Origin of the sequence: Bacillus sp. RZ2MS9, assembly GCF_001816185.2 — a bacterium.
In the GTDB taxonomy this organism is placed as follows: domain Bacteria; phylum Bacillota; class Bacilli; order Bacillales; family Bacillaceae_G; genus Bacillus_A; species Bacillus_A cereus.
Window position 1 is genome coordinate 1,769,799 of sequence record NZ_CP049978.1, and the last position, 16,843, is coordinate 1,786,641.

A 16,843-nucleotide genomic window follows, 5' to 3' on the forward strand; every position below is an offset into this window, starting at 1 on the left:
TACGTATGTAGTAAAAAAGAATAAATTTGTTTTTCTATACTTAGATTGCTGCCCTTTTTAAAAGGACTATTTTTACGTTTTAATAAAAAGAATATACTAAGAGTTCAGTATAAATTATTTATTTTAATGTAGTTAAATGTGCTTATATATGTGAAATTAGAGAAGGAAGCTGTGTAGAGATGTTTCTACACAGTTTTTTTAGGATATGAAAAAATTACCAAAAATATGTTAAAATAACATTGTCATACAACAAGGGGGATTTGTTTTATGGAAAATGGACATCTTGCTAAAGTAGACTTAACGAAAAAAATTGAATCAAAATCTAAGTACAATAAGAAATTAGAAAAATATCAAAGGCGCTTATTAGCATTACAGCAAATTTTGAAAGAAGAAAAAATCGCGGTTATGCTTGTTATGGAAGGATGGGATGCGGCTGGTAAAGGTGGGGCAATTAAGCGGGTGACGGAACATCTTGACCCGCGTGGGTTCCAAGTAAATCCAATTGGAGCGCCTGCACCTCATGAGAAACGTTACCATTATTTGCAACGTTTCTGGCGCAAAATTCCACAGTACGGGCAAATCACCATTTTTGATCGCTCATGGTACGGTCGTGTGTTAGTTGAGCGTGTTGAAGGATTTGCTACAAAGGAAGAGTGGATGAGAGCATATGATGAGATTAATGATTTTGAAAAACTACTAACAGATGACCATTACATAATAGGGAAGTTCTTCTACCATATAAGTAAAGAGGAACAGTTAAAGAGATTCAAAGATAGAGAGAAAAATCCTTTGAAAAGATGGAAAATTACAGACGAAGATTGGCGTAATCGTGAAAAATGGGATGAGTATGTTGAAGCAATGGAAGACATGTTTGAAAAAACAAGTAAGCCAAATGCAAAGTGGCATATTATTGAAAGTAACGATAAATTGTATGCTCGTGTGAAAACGTTAAAAATTATTATTTCATTCATTGAGGATTATTTCTTAGAACATGGTATAGAATTGCCTTCTTATTATTATGAAATGAAAGAGGATATTGAAGTTTTGCAAGGTGTAGGTGTTAAAGAGTAAATAAGAAAATGGCCCTGTGAATTGGTGAAACCAAATTATGGGGCTTTTTTATTTAGAAACATTTTACAATTAACAGAATAAGGTATATAATCAATAATCATATTAACAATGTTAATATGATTATTGATTATATACTATGTGGGGGTTTTACTTTGAAGGGAAGAGATGTTGTTTTAGGTTTATTAATGGAAAAGGAATTGTCTGGTTACGATATTAAAATTGTGTTTGAAGACGTATTTACTCATTTTTTTGATGGAAGTTTTGGAATGATTTATCCAACGTTACGACAATTGGAGAATGAAGGGAAAATAAAAAAAGAGGTTGTCATGCAAGAGGGGAAGCCAAATAAGAAAATGTACTTTATTACGGATGAAGGACGTGAAGAGTTTTATCAATACATGCAGACGCCTATAGAGAAGGATGTTTTACGTTCGGATTTTTTAATGAGAATGTATTTTGGCAACTATAGTGATGATGTAACAATAAAAAAATGGATTAAAGATGAAATTGAAAGAAAAGAAGCGTACATTGCAGATCTTCGATTGAAATATGAAAAGTGGAGAGTAGGTATTACTTTCGTCGAAGAAATTTCACTAGATGTAGGTATTGCATCGTATAGTGCACAAGTGGAGACTTTGAAGAAAAAATTAGAAGAGTTAGAGGCGAAAGAAAACAATAAAACAGAAGAATGAAAAACGCATTCACAATAAATAAAGGGGTATATAAAGATGGAGCAATCAAAGGGTATTAAGATTGTCTTTTTAATGTGTCTAGGTATCTTTCTTTGTATGATTGATACGACAATTATGAATATAGCTTTACCGGTAATACAATCGAGTGTAAATACTTCATTAGAAAAGATGTCTTGGGTATTAAATGTTTATACAATGACGATTGCAGTACTTGCCATTCCGTTAGGGCGGATAGCTGATATCTTTGGAAAAGCAAAGATGTATATTCTTGGTCTGGTGATTTTTGGGGGTGGATCGGTACTTTGCGCTTTTGCTAATACAGGTGATTTTCTTATTTTTTCTCGTTTTATACAAAGTATTGGGGCAGCAATTTTATTTCCAACAAGTATGGTAATTGGTGTATCAGCTATGCCGTTAGCTAAAAGGCATGTTGCACTTGCGATTTTAGGAGTAACACAAGGATTGTCAGCTGCTATGGGGCCAGTAATAGGTGGAATTATTACGCAAAATTTAGGATGGAGATGGGTGTTCTTCGTTAATGTTCCGGTTTGTATAATAGGAATCGTGTTATGTTGCATCATGCTACAAATAAAAAATGAAGAACGTATTATCTCAAAAATAGATTGGATAGGACTACTATTAAGTAGCACAGCAATTTTTTCATTTACTCTCATATTAGTAAAAGGTAATACATGGGGATGGCAAAGTAATATTGCTTTGTCTTGTTATGCAATTAGCACTATTTCTCTTATTCTATTTATTTTAGTAGAACGAAAGATTCATAACCCAATGGTGAATTTAAAGTTATTTCAAGATCGAATGTTTGTCGGAGCGTCAATCGTTGTTATATTGAGTAATTTATTTTTAATTGGAGTTACTGTATTGCTTCCAACGTTCTTGACGAAACTACAAGGTCGAACGGAAATTGAAGCGGCTTTTTTAGTGACACCTATTTCAGCGATGATATTTTTTGTCTCACCAGTTGCAGCAACTTTAATTAAAAAACTCGGAAAAGTAACTATTATTTTGTCAGGATTTCTTGTTATGGGGCTTTCCTACTATTGGTTGCAAATGATTGATGTTCATTCAACAAATATAGAAATTATTATTCCATGTATGATATTAGGTGTCGGATATGGCTTAGTAGTGGGGCCAATTACAGTTTTAAGTGCGTCTTCGTTTGAAGGAGAATTATTAACTGCTTCTCAAAGTGTTGTATCAATGTTACGACAGGTTGGAATTGTATTGGCGGTCGCAATATTTGTCTCTAACTTAACTCATAATTTAACTATAAATAAAGAAAAAGTATATCATTATGCAGAAGAAAAGGTGCGGAATATTCATGTGAATAGTACTGAGCAAACTGAAATTTTACAAATGACTAAAGAAAAAATAGAGAATCAAAGTTTAGAGTCGAATATAAATAAGAAACAAAATGCAATGACAATGGGATTAAGTAAAGAGAAAAAGGAAGAATTGATTCGCGACAAGACGGATGAAATATTAAGAAAAGTTCCAGTAGAATATAGGGATGTAAAAAGAGAAGAAGTTATGAGGCAAGTAACAAAAGAAGTTGAAAAACAAGAGGAAAGTATAAAGAAAGAGGTACTCACATTTTCGAATGATGTGAATCATTATGCCAAGAATCAGATGGCAATGAGTTTTACAGATTTATATAAAGCAAGTGTGCCAATTATTTTAATTTGTGCTTTCGTAAGTTTGTTGTTTTGGGAAGGAAGAGCTTTGAGTAAAAAGAGAAGGGGAAGGATAGTAGAAGAAGTGTAAAGGGAAACAGGCTGCTATTAGCCTGTTTTTTCATTGTTTTCTCCTTGCATATTGTGAATAGTAGTATTTTTAATATAGCATGGGATAAGTCGAGTATGATTAGAAAGTTTTTTAGAATGAAAGGGATGAATGGAAAATGCCATTGAATATGTAACGTTATACATAGTACATTAACAAGGGGGATTAATTTTAAAAGGAGGATGGGGAATTGCTAGATAAGGCAGGGGCTTTAATAGATAATTATGTGTACACAGAAGAAGAGCAACAAAAACTATACAAACGAACGTTAATAATCGTCAGCATTTCACAAATGTTTGGCGGTGCAGGACTAGCTGCTGGTATTACAGTGGGAGCACTTCTTGCGCAGCAAATGCTTGGAACAGATGCATTTGCAGGATTACCAACTGCTATGTTTACATTGGGATCGGCATTAGCAGCTTTCATAGTAGGGAAGCTTTCGCAACGATATGGACGCCGGATAGGTCTTGCAACAGGGTTTATAGTAGGTGGATTTGGAGCAATTGGTGTTGTAATGGCAGCTTTAACGAATAGCATTATTCTTTTACTTATTTCTTTACTCATATATGGTGCCGGTACAGCCACGAATCTACAAGCTCGTTATGCAGGTACAGATTTAGCAGATAAGAAGCAGAGAGCAACGGCTGTTAGTATTACGATGGTAATGACGACTTTCGGTGCAGTTGCAGGACCAAATTTAGTAGGAGTAATGGGTAGTTTTGCGCATTCAATTGGAGTTCCTAAACTTGCAGGTCCGTTCATACTATCGGCAGCAGCATTTATACTGGCGGGTCTAGTTCTTTTTGTTATGCTTCGTCCAGATCCGTTAATTATTGCTAACATAATAGAAAGATATAAACAGGAACATACATATAAAGGACAACCAATAACAGACGAAGCGAAAGAAAATAAACGAGGTATTACAGTTGGAGCAATCGTAATGATACTTACGCAAATCGTGATGGTTGCGATTATGACGATGACGCCAGTTCATATGGGACACCACGGTCACGGTTTAAGTGCAGTAGGACTTGTGATAGGTTTTCATGTAGGTGCAATGTATCTTCCATCTCTCGTTACAGGAATGTTAATTGATAAAATTGGCCGAACTACAATGAGCATAGCTGGTGGAGTGATTTTACTTGCAGCGGGTGTCATAGCTGCGATAGCGCCAAGTGATTCTTTATTACTATTAATCGTTGCTCTGTCTTTACTTGGGCTAGGATGGAACCTCGGATTGATTAGTGGTACAGCACAAATCGTTGATTCCACAACACCGTCTACACGTGCTAAAACACAAGGGAAAATAGATGTTTTTATTGCGCTAGCTGGAGCTTCTGGTGGAGCGATGTCAGGTATGGTAGTAGCGAATTCAAGTTATGCGGCATTGTCATTGGCTGGAGGCGTGTTAGCGTTATTACTTATTCCTGTTGTGATATGGTCTCGAAAAGGGGCAAGAAATTAAATGAAAAAGAGGTTCTAGTTACTGACTAGAGCCTCTTTTTATACACTTAAATTAAATTCCACTCTACAATAAGCCCTAAATGTGTAAGACCACCACCGAATCCGTATAGTAAAAGTGTGTCTCCATTATTTAACTTTCCTTCTTTTATAGCTAAATCTAGAGCGAGTGGAATGGTGACTGAAGAGGTATTCCCCATATATTCCACGCTCGTTAATGTTTTTTGTATTGGAATTTGAGATTTTTCGCAAATAGATTCAATCATTCGTAAGTTAGCGCTGTGGGGTATGAACCAGTCTATATCATCCCCTTGCATATTTGCGTTATGTAATAAATTTTTTATGCCTTTTGGCACTGTTCGTGTTGCCCATTTATATACTTCTCTTCCATTTTGAACGATTTTTTCATTTGTTTGCAGTGGTGTGCCATTCATAGTAGTAGATAAGTTTGTTCTATATAGATGAATGCCGCCATCACCGTTTGTTCCCATGTGAGCAGCGATAAAGCTTGGGGTGTCTTCATCTCTTTCTAATAAAATAGCTCCAGCACCATCACCGAATAAAATACAGGTCGTTCTATCGGTATAATCAGTAACTTTAGATAATGTCTCTGTCGCTACGACAAGTATTTTTTCATGTGATCCAGAAGTGATTAAGCTATTACCGACGTGTAGTCCATATGTAAAACCAGCACAAGTTGCATTTAAATCAAAAGCTAGTGTATGAGGTATGTTGAAGTATTGTTGTATTTGGCAAGCAACACTAGGGAAAACGTAATCAGCAGTAGTAGTAGCGACAATGATACAGTCGACATCTTCTAAGTTTTTCTTATATGTTGTACATAAATTTTTAATTGCTTTAATGGCTAAGTTTGAGGAATATTCTTCTTCGCTAGCGATTCTTCTTTCCTTCATTCCTGTTCTTTGTACAATCCATTCATCATTCGTATGGACCATCTTTTCTAAATCGTTATTAGACAATATTTGATCTGGAACATAAGTACCAATTGCAGTAATACGAGATTTAGAATGCATAGGAACATCTCCTAATTTTTATTTTTATAACCTGATACTAATATTAGGTTATAAAAATGTCAATATAGATTTTTGTTGTATTAAAACGATAATACTTAACTTACTATGAAGGAATTTGGCGAGTGCTGTAAAAATAATATACGAGAAGTTTCTAAAATTGATAATTGCTTTTGTTATTTTTATTGTGAGAAAAACTCGCAAAAAATGACGATTAAAGTAAAAAAATAACGATTTTCTTTAGTGTGATATAGGTTGTTAAACCTTGTGAAAGCGAATTACTTATGCTACACTTTATGTAACTTAAAATGAACGGAGGGGCTTCCTTTGATCTTAATCAGATTACGTCTCAATACTTTGTGCCAATAATTGAATAGCGCTCAAAGGCTCTGTCTGTGTACAGAGTGAACGGGATTGGTCTGCCTATTTTAAAGGAACCCTTTATTAAGCTTATATGTGAAAAAGAGGGAGGGACGAATACGCCCTCTTTTTGTTTTGCCTTTATAAATAGAATGGGATTGTATAGGTGAACGCTTATTGTGGATACGTATACGATCTTGGGACTTTTTGACTATAAAATAGGATGAAAGCATAGCTTTCTTCTATTTCTTTGGTGAACCCTTATCCGTTTACGAAAACACAGGCAGCGACCTGTGTTTTTTATTTTACGTAATCGAAATGGAGGAATAAATATATGGAAGAAGTATTACAAAGAGCAGTTTTAGTTGGAGTAAATGTAGGTAATGAAGATGATTTTGCATATTCGATGGAAGAGTTAACAAATCTTGCGGAAGCTTGTGATGTAGAGGTAATTGGGCAAGTAACGCAAAATTTACAACGAGTAAATCCATCGCATTATATCGGAAAAGGAAAGATTGAAGAAGTAGCAGCGTATGTACAAGAAATAGATGCGAATATGGTCATCTTTAATGATGAATTATCTCCTTCACAAATTCGAAATTTAGAAGAGGATTTAGATTGTAAGGTAATTGATCGCACCATTTTAATTTTAGATATTTTTGCGCAACGTGCGAAAACGAAAGAAGCACAGCTACAAGTAGAAGTAGCACACCTTCAGTATATGATGCCTCGTTTAATCGGTCTTCGTGAATCGTTAGGGAGACAGAGTGGCGGCGTTGGTACGAAAAATAAAGGTGTCGGTGAGAAGAAGTTAGAGTTAGACCGTCGTAAAATTGAAGAACAAATTTCAGTTTTGAATAAAGATTTAGAAGCGCTCGTTGCCCAGCGTCAAACGCAGCGAAAGCAACGTAAGAAAAATGAAATACCTGTTGTAGCATTAGTAGGCTATACGAACGCAGGAAAATCAACGACGATGAATGCAATGCTTGAAATTTATAATGGTACAGAAGAAAAACAAGTATTTGAAAAAGATATGTTATTTGCGACGTTAGAAACATCTGTACGAAATATTGATTTGCCAGATAATAAATCATTTTTATTAACGGATACAGTTGGATTTGTAAGTAAATTACCACATCATCTTGTGAAGGCGTTCCGTTCAACGTTAGAAGAAGTAGCGGAAGCAGATTTACTTATTCACGTCGTAGATTACGCAAATCCAAATTATGAACAATTAATTGATATTACAAATGAAACGTTAAAGAAAATTGGAGTAGAAAATATTCCAACGATCTATGCTTATAACAAATCAGATATGGTGGATGTTGAAATTCCGAAAGTACAAGAAGACCGCGTGTATTTATCTGCGAAGAAACATGTTGGAATTGAAGAGCTTGTAGAAATGATTCGTTCCCATATTTATAAAGAATATACGAAATGTGAAATGTTAATTCCGTACGATCAAGGACAGGTAGTTTCGTATTTCAATAATCATGCGCACGTTTTATCAACGAGTTATGAAAATGAAGGTACGAAACTAGAAGTGGAATGTAAGACGAGCGATTACGAGAAGTATAAGCGTTTTGCAATTTAATGTAAGAGGCAACCCAGTTTGTGATTGGGTTGCCTTTTTCTATAATGTTTTACTGCTGAAAGTTACAAGGATGCAAGTCAATGATGGGAGTTAAGTTATATTTCTGGAAAAAGAAATGAAAGCAGTATAGAATAGAAATGTTTCAAAAGTCAGAATTTATTACACCTACTGTAATAAATATATATTTTGTACAGAAAGGAGCGATTCACATATGCAGGCAGTTTCACAAAAAAACACAGTAGAAACACCGACAATATATCGAATATTATTTGCGATTAGTTTCGGACATTTTTTAAATGATTCAATGCAAGCAGTTGTGCCGGCGTTGTTTCCTATTTTGGAAAAAACGATGAATTTATCCTATATGCAAGTAGGGTGGATTGCGTTTGCGTTAAATATGACGTCATCGATTATGCAACCGGTGTTTGGTATGTATTCAGATAAGAAGCCGTCACCATTTTTATTACCACTCGGTATGTTTTCAAGTATGCTTGGAATGATTGGACTCGCGTTTGCACCAAACTTTATTATTGTTATTATTTCTGTTTTATTTATTGGCTTAGGTTCCGCAGTCTTTCATCCAGAAGGCGCTCGTGTTGCGTATATGGCGGCAGGTGCAAAACGAGGGTTAGCGCAAGCGATTTATCAAGTTGGGGGAAACACGGGGAATTCTTTAGCTCCTATTTTTACAGCGCTAATTTTCGTTCCACTCGGTCAAATTGGTTCATTAGGTTTTACAGCATTTGCAGCAGTAGGAATTGCATTATTAATTTTCGTATCGAATTGGTACAAAAATGAATTAGCAACCGGCGCTGTAAGAAGGAAGAAGAGAGCTGCGCTTGAGGCGGAAAATGCAATTGTAAGTACACACATTAAATTTGTTATTATACTTCTTGTTTTTCTTACTTTTGTGCGCTCTTGGTACGGTGCCGGTATCGGGAATTTCTATCAATTTTACTTAATTGAGCATTATGGTTTATCTATAAAAAATGCCCAGTATTTCGTATTCGCATTTATGATTGCTGGTGTGTTAGGCACTTTCTTCGGGGGACCGTTAGCAGATCGATTTGGTAAGAAAAACATCATCGTATTTTCAATGTTAGGTTCAGCGCCACTTGCGCTGTTATTACCACATGTCTCACTTGTGTGGGTCGTACCTTTATTTTTATGTATCGGTTTTATTAGTTCAAGTAGTTTTAGTGTAATTGTTGTATACGCGCAAGAGCTTGTTCCGGGAAAAGTAGGGATGGTATCAGGTCTAATTGTAGGTCTTGCGTTCGGCCTTGGTGCTCTAGGTGCTGTAGTACTAGGAAAGTTAGCTGATATATATAGCCTTCAATTCATTATGATATTATGTAGTTGTTTACCGTTAATTGGACTTACTTCATGGTTATTACCAAGTGATAAGAAAACGATAGAATAGGGGATGCACTATGAAATTATGTGAAAACGTAACAGAATTAATAGGAGATACACCTGTCGTCCGATTATCTAAATTTATTCCAGAAGACGCAGCGGACGTGTATGTGAAACTAGAAATGTTTAATCCATCACGTAGTGTGAAAGACCGTGCTGCTTATAATTTACTTCACGTTGCAGAAGAAAATGGTCTCATTAAACCAGGGGATACAATTATTGAACCGACAAGCGGGAATACAGGAATTGGTTTAGCGATGAACGCAGCAGCTAAAGGGTATAAAGCGATTTTAATTATGCCAGACAATATGTCAAAAGAGCGTATTAATTTATTGAAAGCATACGGGGCAGAAGTAGTTTTAACACCAGCAGAACAAAGAATGCCAGGAGCAATTGCGAAGGCGTTAGAACTGCAAAAACAAATACCGAATAGTTTTATCCCGCAACAATTTGAAAATCCAGCTAATCCGAATATTCACCGTTATACGACTGCACTTGAAATTTACGAACAAATGGAGGGAGAGCTTGATGCTTTTGTTGCAACGGCAGGAACAGGCGGAACGATTACAGGGACTGGTGAAACGTTAAAAGAGAAATTGCCAAACTTATATATTGCAGTAGTGGAACCGAAAGGATCTCCCGTTTTATCCGGTGGTGTACCAGGTCCTCATAAACTAGTAGGAACAAGCCCAGGATTTATTCCGAAAAACTTAAATACAGAAGTGTATAACGAAATTATTCAAATTGCAGACGAAGAGGCTTTAACGACAATGAGAAACTTAGCTAGACAAGAAGGATTATTAGTTGGGCCATCTTCTGGAGCATCTGTTTACGCTGCAATCATGATAGCGAAACGTCTAGGCGTTGGTAAAAAAGTTTTATGTATTGCGCCTGATACAGGTGAACGTTATTTGAGCATGGGGTTATTTGAATAAAAAGGATAGAAACACCTTAATAGTGAATAGCTGCTATTAAGGTGTTTGTTTTATCGAATGAAGAGGGGGAGAAGAACAATGAAACTATTAAAACCAATCCATGAATATAGTGAGCGTATTACGGCGTATAGACAAGCGTTTTTACACTCAGGGGAACAACCACATGGAAGTAGTTCTTTACAAAACTTTGATTCTCTTGATGAATGGTTTGAAAAAGTGAGTAAACAAGAACTAGGAGAAAATTTACTAGCTAATCGAGTGCCATCTAGTCAGTTTTTAAGTTTTGAAAAAGGGGAACTTATAGGTTTTGTGAATATTAGACATAGATTAAATCCAGAATTATTACGGGAAAGCGGTCATATTGGATATAGTGTCCATCCGAATAAACGTCGCCACGGTTACGCTACGAAACAACTACAACTTGCATTAGCTGAAGCGCAAAAATTAGGATTGCAGAAAGTATTAATAACTTGCGATAAATCCAATATCGGTTCTGCTAAAACGATTCAAAAGGTTGGAGGTGTGTTAGAAAATGAAGTAGTTTCTTCTCGTACTGGTGAAGTTATTCAGCGCTATTGGATAGAAATATGATTAAGTAGGAATTTGAAAAGGTAATGCAAGCTGTAATATCGAAATAGATAAATGAAATATAGGGGATTACTGCAATTTTAGGGGGAAATGAAATGGGATTAAAAGAGAGAGCGATAGAGATGTCAGAGATTTATAGGCAAAATCCGAAAGTAGAAGCTATTATTTTAGCGGGTTCAGTAGCTAGAAAGCTTGAAGATGAACATTCAGATATAGAATTACATATTTTATGGTCAACACCGCCGGAAGATGAGGATCGTAGGGCCCCTATTTATCATATTGATGGGAAAATATTATCGTATCATCCGTATGAGGAAGAAGAATGGTCGGAAACGTATTTAACGAAAGAGGGAATTAAATTAGAGATTAGTAACTTTTTAACAGAGACAGTAGAGAAAGTAATTTCGGATGTGGTGGATCAATATGATATAAATTATGAAAAACAATGTATTGTATCATCCATTCATGATGGTGTTAGTTTGTATGGAGAAGGGAAAGTGAATGAATTAAAAGAAAAAGTAGCGGCATATCCAGATGAACTAGCAAAACTGATGATTTCAGAAAATCTATGGTTAAGTAATCGTTGGCACAATCGAAAGGCGCTTTTAAAACGGAAAGATTGGCTTATGCTTTATGACGTTATTTGCGAAGTACAAAGGAACGTATTCGGTGTTTTATTTGGTTTGAATAAAATGTACGTACATCATCCAGCGTTTAAATGGATGCCTAATAATGTGGAACGAATGACTATTAAACCTGAAAAATTATATGAACGTATGGCGGACACATTAATAGGGAATCCAGAAAAAAGTGTGCAGGAGTTAGAGTTGCTAATAGAAGAAGTGTTGCAACAAGTTCATACATACGCGCCAGGAGTAAATGTGGATGAGCAAGAAAAATCTATTTTTTATTTTGTGAAATAGAAAATAGTAATAAGGGGGAAGTTATGGGTTTTTTTAATAGGTTTTTTAAAAAAGTTGAAAAAGTAAATGAGCAAGAAGCTACTCTTCATGAATTAAGTGAAGAATTGTATGTTGAATCACCGGTAGAGGAAGCGACTAGTTACTGGGTATCAATGGCACAAAATATAATTGTTAATGCTGTAAAAGCGGCTGACAATGATGTGGAACGTGCCTTCGTGTTATTGAATTTGAAGAAAGGTGAGGCTTCATTTGATATTTTTTATCAAATAAATGGGCAATTGTATTTCTGGGATCAGCTAGAAAATGAGACGATAAGAAATAGAATTCAGAACGAGTTGTTACCGCAAGCTCCAGAAGTTTCCAATGCAGTAAATGAGCAATTTCGTGGAGCTGATCACCCTATAATTTCGTTCGCACAATTGCAGTTTGAATGGGAAACGAAAGCCTGGTTCTCACATATAATTTGGGAAGATAGCCTTGCTGCTCAATTGCCCAAAACTCAAATTCTAAATGAATGGTTTCGTGTAATTAAAGAAGAAACGAAAAATAGACCACTGGATAGTGATGCGAAATTTTCTTGGTATCCATCAAACTCTTAAAAAATGAATACAGAGAGACAGGTTATGTTTCTAGATGATTTGTATTATTGAATAAGTATCAATAATACGTAATTCTTTTTCTATTGCCTGTTAGAATTCGCTATGTACTAAGCTACTTGTTTTCTAAACTAAAACTTATATTTCGAATTTTTAAATAGATTGTAATACATAAAAATTCGAAATATAAGTTGACACTATTTTTAATGTGTGATAAAAATGATAGTAATCAATTCGGAAAATAATATTTGGGCAATGAAAGGGTATAGTAGTGAATATCTCCCTATTTCAGAGAGCTGATGGTTGGTGTGAATCAGTATATAGATTATTCATGAAGTTCGTCCTGGAGCATCTTTCATAAATCTCATATTTTGAGGAAATGAAAGACGGTAGTTTATACCGTTATCAAATAAAGTGGTGAAGATTTTTTCACAACTAGGGTGGTACCGCGATATTTATCGTCCCTACGTATTTACGTAGGGACGTTTTTTATTTAGGTCCTAACTTTGGTGTGGCTTCATAACTAGGGTGGTACCGCGATATTTTATCGTCCCTACGTTTTTGCGTAGGGGCGTTTTTATTTAGGTGGTTTCTTAGTGTTCTTCACAACTAGGGTGGTACCGCGATATTTTTGTCGTCCCTACGTATTTACGTAGGGGCGTTTTTTTATTATTAGGGAGGAAGTGAACGTATTAGAAAAGAGTATTGATAGAACAATATAAATACCGAATTGTAACAAAGAAAAAGAGATAGAGAGGAGATTAACAAATGAATTCACAGCAATGGACATCGAAATTAGGTTTCGTATTAGCTGCAGCAGGTTCGGCAATTGGTCTTGGGGCGATTTGGAAATTCCCATATATGGCCGGCATTGGAGGAGGCGGAGCGTTCTTCCTAATTTTCATCGGTTTCACATTATTAATTGGTTTACCGCTATTATTAGCTGAATTTGTTATTGGAAGAAGTACACAAAAAGAGGCTGTTGATGCATATAGAGAGATTGCTCCTAAAACGTTATGGCCTTGGTTAGGTAAATTAGGAATTGTAACATGTTTCATATTACTTTCTTTCTACAGTGTTGTGGGAGGCTGGATTTTATTATACTTATGGAATGCAATTACAGGTAGACTATGGGAAGGAAATGGGGCATACGAAGCTACGTTTGGTGAAATCATTTCCAATCCATATTTAGCAGTTGGGTCACAGCTATTATTCATCCTAATTACTATTTTCATCGTAAGTAAAGGTGTACAAAATGGTGTTGAAAAAGTAAATAAATATTTCATGCCAGCATTATTCGTTTTATTCTTTGTTTTAATCGTTCGTGCACTTACGTTAGATGGTGCTGGAGAAGGAGTTCGTTTCTTCTTACAACCTGACTTCTCACATGTAACATCAGAAGTTATATTATACGCAATGGGGCAATCGTTCTTCTCGTTATCTGTCGGGGTAGCCGTTATGGTAACGTATAGCTCATACTTACCGAAAGAAGAAAGCTTACCACGTTCAGCATTTTCTATTGTGGCCTTAACTCTTGTTATTACATTACTTGCAGGACTTGCAATTTTCCCAGTTGTGTTCGCATTTGGAATGGAACCATCTCAAGGACCGGGACTATTATTTATCGTATTGCCAGCTATTTTCAGTAAAATGGCATTCGGAAAATTATTCTTCATCGTTTTCTTATTACTATTCTTCTTCGCTACGATTACATCAGCAATTTCGATGTTAGAAATTAGTGTTGCATCGTTAACATCAAAAGGTAAAGGGAAACGTGAAAAAATGGCCTTAATCGTAGGGTTATTAATCTTCGTTGTTGGGGTACCATCAGCGTTATCATTCGGTATATTAAGTGATCTGAAGATTTTCGGGAAGACAGTCTTTGATTTAGCGGACTATGCGGTAAGTAACGTATTAATGCCACTTGGTGTATTATTAGTTTCTATCTTTGTTCCTTTAAAAATGAAGAAAGATGTATTAATGAAAGAGCTAGGTGTAAGTAAAAATAAAGGTTATAAACTATTCATATTATGGTTATTCTTACTTCGTTATATCGCACCAATTGCGATTATTATCGTATTCTTAAATGTACTTGGCATTATATAAAAAAAGGTAGCGTATCATACAAAGATACGCTACCTTTTTATTTTGCTCTTTTTTGCAATTCATTTACTGTTACGAACTGATAGCCCTTCTTAGATAAAATTTCGTGCTTTAAGAAGGGTGTGGATGCAAGGAGAAGGAATTTATCATATAATAAAATGCAAAAGGTATATTAGGAGGTGTTTATATGGCGATTATAATTCAATTGCCAGACACTGCAACGTCTCATGCAAAGCCAAGTATGGAAATGGCGATACTTTGCGTGAGGTAGACAAGTAATATACAATCGCCTATATGAGCTCGTATCATTTTTTATATTTGGCTTTGCACCTTATTGAAATGAACCATAAAAAATAAGGGGCGAGCAGAAATGAAATACGTAAAAGCTAATGCTGTTTTACCGGAGAGTTTAATTACTGAAATTCAAAAGTATATACAAGGTGAAACAATTTACATTCCGAAACAAGAAACGAAACATTATAAATGGGGTACACGATCTGGCGGAAGAAAACAATTAGATGAAAGAAATAAAGCAATTAAAGAAGCGTTTAAAAGTGGGATTGCTATTCATCAACTTGCAGAAGAATATTTTCTTTCTGGGGAAACGATTAAAAAGATTGTGTATTCTAAATAAGAGGAAAAGAGTCTGATTCATATATTACTTTGAATCAGACTCTTTTTGTTTTATATGTATTGGATATATGAAGTGTGAACGGGCATGATAATAGAAAAAATGTGCCGTTTTTTTATTAAATGCTATACAGAACATTTGAAGAGTAGAAAGGTGAACATATATGAATCATATTGGACAAATAACGATAGAGCTTTTAATTGGTTTTTTTGTTCTATTAATTGCTACAAAAATATTAGGGAAAACACAAATATCTCAGCTAACGCCCTTTGATTTTATTTCTGCAATCGTCCTAGGTGAGCTCGTTGGAAATTCAATATATGATCCTAAAATTAAAGTATGGTCTATTTTATATTCAGTATTTGTTTGGGTAATTTTAATTTATACTATTGAAGTGATAACACAAAAAGTAAGAGGGACAAGAAGGTTTTTTGAAGGATATCCTTCAATTATTATTCGTAATGGAAAGATTGATCGTGAACAATTAAGCGTAAATCATTTGGATATAAACCAATTACAACAAATGCTTAGGCAACAAAAAGATATATTTTCAATCCGAGAAGTTGAATATATGATATTGGAACCTAACGGAAACATAAGCGTTTTGAAAAAAAGTAAATACGAATCTCCTACTGTAAATGATTTAAGTTTAAAACATAAGCCTGTATACTTACCAATTTCATTAATTAGTGATGGAAAAGTAGTTAAGGATAATTTGAGGGAAGCGGGATTTGATGAAGGGTGGCTTTATAAACAAATAAAGCAAAAAGGAATTACTAAATTTGAAGACGTATTATATGCGGAATGGAAAACGGATGATGGCTTCTTTTGTCAGGAAATGCAGCGGTAGAGAATGAGTGATATATGTAATGTTTGTTTCTAAGTTATCTTTTACATATCAAAAAACGTAATCATTGTATACAATAAAACTAGATCAACAATTTGTATGGAGTGATAAAGATGGAAGCGTTTATTAGAAGTGATCAATATAATTTTATAAAATCACAAGCTTATATTTTAGCAAACGGGCATGCAACGGCAAATGATAGAGGTGTAATTCAAGCGTTAAAATCGCTTGCGATTGAAAAGATAATACATGTATTTGAGAATTTAACGGATGAACAGAAAGAGTTAATTGATACGGTATTAACAGTTCAAAATAGAGAAGATGCAGAATCATTTTTAATGAAAATAAATCCGTATGTAATTCCGTTTCAAGAAGTTACAGCACAAACATTAAAAAAGTTATTTCCTAAGGCGAAAAAGTTAAAACTTCCTGATATGGAAGAAATAGATATGAAAGAAATATCTTATTTAAGCTGGATTGATAAGGGATCAAGCAGGAAATTTATTATAGCGAAAAATGATAAAAATAAATTTGTTGGTCTGCAAGGAACGTTCCAAAGTTTAAATAAAAAAAGCATTTGTTCATTATGTCATGGGCATGAAGAAGTAGGAATGTTTTTAGTTGAAATTAAAGGCGATGTACCAGGAACTTTCGTTAAAAAGGGAAACTACATTTGCAAAGATGGTGTAGCTTGCAATCAGAATATGAAATCGCTAGATAAATTGAACGATTTTATTGACCGCTTGAAGAAATAACGAGAAAACCTCTAGTATTTAAACTGGAGGTTTTTAT

General features: G+C 34.9%; 15 protein-coding genes and 1 other annotated feature. Of the genes, 14 read left to right on the forward strand and 1 reads right to left on the reverse strand.

The genetic code is table 11. From position 1 onward, the window contains the following. Nucleotides 1-267: 267 nt before the first annotated feature. From BHV55_RS09210 to BHV55_RS09225, 4 genes are all read left to right on the forward strand, one after another. Complete coding sequence (locus BHV55_RS09210) at nt 268-1,071, forward strand: polyphosphate kinase 2 family protein (protein WP_000427320.1); 804 nt, start codon at nt 268-270, stop codon at nt 1,069-1,071. Between the two features lie 152 nt (nt 1,072-1,223). Then, entirely contained in the window at nt 1,224-1,763 is a 540-nt protein-coding gene (locus BHV55_RS09215) for a PadR family transcriptional regulator (protein WP_070757096.1), read from the forward strand. A gap of 36 nt (nt 1,764-1,799) precedes the next feature. Next, nucleotides 1,800-3,548 (forward strand): MDR family MFS transporter, encoded by a 1,749-nt coding sequence (locus tag BHV55_RS09220; protein WP_070757095.1) that lies wholly within the window; start codon nt 1,800-1,802, stop codon nt 3,546-3,548. Nucleotides 3,549-3,756: 208 nt separating this feature from the next. After that, complete coding sequence (locus BHV55_RS09225) at nt 3,757-5,031, forward strand: MFS transporter (RefSeq protein ID WP_070757094.1); 1,275 nt, start codon at nt 3,757-3,759, stop codon at nt 5,029-5,031. 46 nt (nt 5,032-5,077) lie between these two features. On the opposite strand, the gene BHV55_RS09230 is transcribed toward BHV55_RS09225, so the two are convergent. Further along, the gene (locus BHV55_RS09230; RefSeq protein WP_000555756.1) at nt 5,078-6,061 is read right to left on the reverse strand and encodes a ketoacyl-ACP synthase III; all 984 of its coding nucleotides are present in this window, start codon (nt 6,059-6,061) and stop codon (nt 5,078-5,080) included. Between the two features lie 691 nt (nt 6,062-6,752). Between BHV55_RS09230 and hflX the strand changes: the two genes are divergently transcribed. From hflX to BHV55_RS09280, 10 genes are all read left to right on the forward strand, one after another. Then, entirely contained in the window at nt 6,753-8,012 is a 1,260-nt protein-coding gene (gene hflX / locus BHV55_RS09235) for a GTPase HflX (protein ID WP_000393282.1), read from the forward strand. A 211-nt stretch (nt 8,013-8,223) separates the two neighbouring features. Next, nucleotides 8,224-9,435, forward strand: a complete 1,212-nt coding sequence (locus tag BHV55_RS09240; protein WP_001149411.1) for an MFS transporter — start codon at nt 8,224-8,226, stop codon at nt 9,433-9,435. 10 nt (nt 9,436-9,445) lie between these two features. Continuing rightward, on the forward strand, nt 9,446-10,363 hold the full coding sequence (gene cysK, locus BHV55_RS09245) for a cysteine synthase A (protein WP_000762279.1): 918 nt from the start codon (nt 9,446-9,448) through the stop codon (nt 10,361-10,363). A 78-nt stretch (nt 10,364-10,441) separates the two neighbouring features. Continuing rightward, entirely contained in the window at nt 10,442-10,954 is a 513-nt protein-coding gene (locus BHV55_RS09250) for a GNAT family N-acetyltransferase (protein ID WP_000771279.1), read from the forward strand. 92 nt (nt 10,955-11,046) lie between these two features. After that, entirely contained in the window at nt 11,047-11,874 is an 828-nt protein-coding gene (locus BHV55_RS09255) for a DUF4037 domain-containing protein (RefSeq protein ID WP_000523213.1), read from the forward strand. A gap of 23 nt (nt 11,875-11,897) precedes the next feature. Continuing rightward, nucleotides 11,898-12,473, forward strand: a complete 576-nt coding sequence (locus BHV55_RS09260) for a hypothetical protein (RefSeq protein WP_000505545.1) — start codon at nt 11,898-11,900, stop codon at nt 12,471-12,473. A 243-nt stretch (nt 12,474-12,716) separates the two neighbouring features. Beyond that, nucleotides 12,717-12,939, forward strand: a binding site (T-box leader). A gap of 299 nt (nt 12,940-13,238) precedes the next feature. After that, nucleotides 13,239-14,576, forward strand: coding sequence for a sodium-dependent transporter (locus BHV55_RS09265; protein WP_001088184.1), 1,338 nt, complete (start codon nt 13,239-13,241; stop codon nt 14,574-14,576). A 367-nt stretch (nt 14,577-14,943) separates the two neighbouring features. Then, entirely contained in the window at nt 14,944-15,207 is a 264-nt protein-coding gene (locus BHV55_RS09270; RefSeq protein ID WP_000878325.1) for a CD3324 family protein, read from the forward strand. A gap of 160 nt (nt 15,208-15,367) precedes the next feature. Beyond that, entirely contained in the window at nt 15,368-16,054 is a 687-nt protein-coding gene (locus tag BHV55_RS09275; protein ID WP_001015535.1) for a DUF421 domain-containing protein, read from the forward strand. Nucleotides 16,055-16,164: 110 nt separating this feature from the next. Beyond that, nucleotides 16,165-16,806: a FusB/FusC family EF-G-binding protein gene (locus BHV55_RS09280; protein ID WP_000387064.1), complete on the forward strand. Its 642-nt coding sequence runs from the start codon at nt 16,165-16,167 to the stop codon at nt 16,804-16,806. Nucleotides 16,807-16,843: the final 37 nt, after the last annotated feature.